This window comes from Dokdonella sp. (assembly GCF_036518555.1).
Taxonomy (GTDB): domain Bacteria; phylum Pseudomonadota; class Gammaproteobacteria; order Xanthomonadales; family Rhodanobacteraceae; genus Dokdonella_A.
Window position 1 is genome coordinate 1 of sequence record NZ_DATDMY010000062.1, and the last position, 3,964, is coordinate 3,964.

At 74.0% G+C, this 3,964-nt stretch carries 3 protein-coding genes; all 3 read right to left on the reverse strand.

From position 1 onward, the window contains the following. On the reverse strand, positions 1-1,160 hold a 1,160-nt coding region (gene thrC / locus VI238_RS03860), incomplete at its 3' end, for a threonine synthase (RefSeq protein ID WP_331648635.1). A 56-nt stretch (positions 1,161-1,216) separates the two neighbouring features. Further along, positions 1,217-2,140 carry a homoserine kinase gene (locus tag VI238_RS03865; protein ID WP_331648637.1) on the reverse strand — a complete coding sequence of 308 codons (924 nt, stop codon included), beginning with the start codon at positions 2,138-2,140 and terminating at the stop codon, positions 1,217-1,219. Then, the coding region (gene thrA / locus VI238_RS03870) for a bifunctional aspartate kinase/homoserine dehydrogenase I (RefSeq protein ID WP_331648640.1) at positions 2,137-3,964 on the reverse strand (1,828 nt) is incomplete at its 5' end. The genes VI238_RS03865 and thrA, both read right to left, overlap by 4 nt.

The window sequence follows — 3,964 nt, forward strand, 5'->3', positions numbered from 1 at the left end:
GCGTCGAACTTCGCGGCATGCGCGGTCGCGACGGCGGCCCAGCTGCCGTGCGCGCCCTCCTGGCGCAGGCCTTCGAGCATGCGCACGGCGGTGGCGGTGTGCGGGCACAGCAGCTCGCCGTGGCGTTCGAAGCGCGTGCGGATCGTCTCCTCGATCGCGGCATCGCCGACGGCGTCGACGCTGAACTCGCGGCGCAGGCGCGCGGGGTCGGGGTACAGCCACTGCAGGCGCTCGAAATTGCTCGGCGCGCCGACGTCCATCGCGTTGGCGAGCGTGGCGATGCTCGCGCGCGGCGTGTAGTCGGCGCCGACGAAGAAGTCGGGCAGGGTGCGGTTCGCGTTGGTCGCGAGCACGACGTCGCCGATCGGCAGGCCGCACGCGCGCGCGAGGATCGCCGCGAATGCGTTGCCGAGGTTGCCGGTCGGCACGACGAACGTCGGCGGCGCGCTGCCGGCGCGATGGCGCTGCAGCGCGGCGAGCGCGTAGTACGCCATCTGCGGCAGCAGGCGGCCGAGGCTGATGCTGTTGGCCGAGGTCAGCGGCACGCGTGCCTTGAGCGCGTCGTCGGCGAGCGCGCGCTTGGCCAGCGCCTGGCAGTCGTCGAACGAGCCGGCGACACGCAGCGCGAGCACGTTGTCGCCGAACGCGCCGAGCTGGTGCGCCTGGCGCGGCGACACGCGACCGTCCGGGTAGAGGATGACGACGCGGAAGCCGGGCCGGCGATGGAACGCAGCGGCGACCGCGGCGCCGGTGTCGCCGGAGGTGGCGACGAGGACCGTGCGGAGCGGGTCGTCGTGCCGACGCAGGCGCGCGAGGCACGCCGCGAGGAATCGCGCCGCGAAATCCTTGAACGCCGCGGTCGGGCCGTGGAACAACTCGAGCAGCCACGTGTGCGGCGCGATCGCGCGTAGCGGTGCGGGCAGGTCGAGCGATTCGGAGCAGATCGCGCCGAGATCGCCCGCGAGCGCATCGCCGGCGAAGAACGGTCGCAGCAGGCGCGCGGCGATCGCGGGGAGGCCGTCGCAGCCGTCGAAGTCGGCCACGTCGAACCGCGGCAGCGACGCAGGCACGTAGAGGCCGCTGTCCGGGGCGAGGCCGGCGACGAGCGCGGCGCCGAGGCCGATCGCGGGCGCGTGCCCGCGCGTGCTGACGTATGTCATGCGATCGAACGTCGTCGCGTCGCGCTGCGCCGGGGCTTCGTGCCCGGAAGCGCGACTCATGCGATCACGCGCGCGGCCGGCCCGGCGACCGGAGAGATCCACGCCTCGCTCGCGTAGCCGACGTCGGAGAATGCGCTGCGCATCCAGCCCGCGACGGAATGCGCGGTGCCTTCATCGGCGCACCACGCGAATACGCTCGGCCCCGCGCCGGAGATGCTCGCGCCGAGCGCGCCCGCGGAGAGCGCGGCCTGCTTGACGCGATCGAAGCCGAAGATGAGCGGCGCGCGGCGCGGTTCGACCAGCACGTCGTCGAGTCCCGCGCGGATGAGGTCGAAGTCGCGCTCGTGGCAGCCCGCGAGCAGCAGCGCAAGGTTCGCGCTCTGCGCGACGAAGTCGGACAGCGCATAGGTGCCCTTGAGCGCCGCGCGTGCGGCGCGCGTCTCGATCACCGCGGCCGGATGCACGAGCGCGCAGTGCAGGCCGCGCGGCACCGGGATCGGCACGAGGCGGTCCGCGGTCGACAGCACGAGGCCGCCGAGCAGCATCGACCCGACGTTGTCGCCATGGCGGCCGCCGCTCGCGACCGCTTCGCCTTCGAGCGCGAACGGGTATAGCGCGTGGCGATCGAGCGGTTCGCCGAGCAGCGCGTTCGCGGCGACGAGCGCGGCGACCGCGGAGGCCGCCGAGCCGCCCATGCCGGAACCGAACGGGATGCCCTTGTCGATCTCGATCTCGAAGCCGGCCGGGATCCGCAGCGCATCGCGGAACGCGATGACCGCCGCGCCCGCGGTGTTCTTCGCCGCGTCCATCGGCAGCGATCGCGTGCTGCCGCGGATCGCCGCGATGCGCACGGTCGGCTCGTGGATGTGGCGCACGAGCACGCGATCGCCGGGCCCCGCCACCGAGTGGCCGAGGATGTCGAAGCCGACGCCGACGTTGCCGACGCTCGCGGGCGCGAAGGCGGTCACGTGGTGCGTCACAGGCGCGCTCCGAGCGTCGCGGCGACGCGCAGCACGTCGGCGAACACGCCGGCCGCGGTCACGTCCGGACCCGCGCCGGGGCCCTGCACGACGAGCGGGTTGTCGCGGTAGCGACGCGTCGTGAACTGCACGATGTTGTCGGTGAGGCGCAAGTGCGCGAACGCGTGGTCGGCCGCGAGTCCGGCGAGGCCGACGCTCGCGCGTCCGTCGCGGTCGAGCCGGGCGACGTAGCGCAGCACGTGCCCGGCATCGCGCGCGCGGGCGTGGCGTGCGGCGATCGCGGCGTCGAACTCGGACAGGCGATGCATGAACTCCTCCACCGGCGCGGCACGCAGCGATTCCGGTACCAGGCTCTCGACCGCGACGTCGGCGAGGTCGATGTCGACGCCGGCCTCGCGCGCGAGGATCACGAGCTTGCGCGCGACATCGGCGCCGGACAGGTCGTCGCGCGGGTCCGGTTCGGTGTAGCCGAGCGCGTGGGCCTCGTGCACGAGCGCGGAGAACGGCACCGAGCCGTCGTAGCGGTTGAACAGCCATGCCAGCGTACCCGAGAACACGCCTTCCGCGGCGACGAGTTCGTCGCCGGTGTCGAGCAGGTCGCGCAGGGTCGAGATCACGGGCAGCCCGGCGCCGACGGTCGCCTCGTAGCGGAAACGCGCGCCGCGCGCACTCGCGGCGCGGATCGCCTGCCAGCGCGCGCGCGGACCGGCGCCCGCATGCTTGTTCGGCGTGACGACATGGATGCCCGCGTCGAGCCAGCCGGCGTAGCGGTCGGCGACTGCGTCGCTCGCGCTGCAGTCGACGATGAGCGCGTGCGGCAGGTGTTCGGCCTGCACGTGGCGCGTGAACGCGTCGAGGTCGCCGCCGGACGTGGCGGCGTGTTGCCAACCGACGGCGTCCTCGGCCTCGCCGAGCCACAGGCGCGCGCTCGTCGCGACCGCGCGCACGCGCAGGTCGAGCTGGTGTTCTCGCAGCAGGCGCGCGCGCGCGGCTTCGACCTGCGCGAGGAACGCGGCGCCGACCTTGCCCGGGCCGACGAGGCCGATCGACACCGTCTGCGGCGACAGCCAGAACGCCGCGTGCGCGGCGCGCAGCGCTCGCGCGGTGTCGGCGGCGTCGACCGCGACCGAGATGTTGCGCTCCGACGCGCCCTGGGCGATCGCGCAGATGTTGATGCCGCAGCGCGCGAGCGCGCCGAACAGGCGCGCGGCGACGCCGGGCTGGCCGGCCATGCCGTCGCCGACCGCGGCGAGCACGCTGATGCCGGCGGCGACGCCGACGCTGGCGATCTCGCCGCGCGCGAGTTCGGCGACGAACGCACGGCGCAAGGCCGCTTCCGCGCGCGCCGCGTCGGCTTCGCGCACGACGCAGCAGATCGAATGCTCGGACGAACCCTGCGAGATCATCACCACCGACACGCTCGCCGCGTGCAGCGCGCCGAACGCGCGCTCGGCGGTGCCGGGCACGCCGATCATGCCGGCGCCTTCGAGGGTGAGCACGGCGAGGTCGCGCACGGCGCTGAGTCCCTTCACGGGCGGCTGCGCCGCGTCGCCCACCGATTCGGCACCGATCGATGTGCCCGCATGGTCGGGGCGGAACGTGTTGCGGATGCGCACCGGCAGGCCGCGCGCGATCACCGGCGTCAGCGTCTGCGGGTGGATCACCTTGGCGCCGAAGTAGGCGAGTTCGCAGGCTTCGTCGTAGCTGAGCGCAGCGAGCGGGATCGCGTCGGGCACGAGGCGCGGGTCGGCCGAAAGCACGCCGTCGGTGTCGCCCCAGAGGGTGAGTTCGCTCGCGCCCGCGAGCGCGGCGAAGATCGCGGCC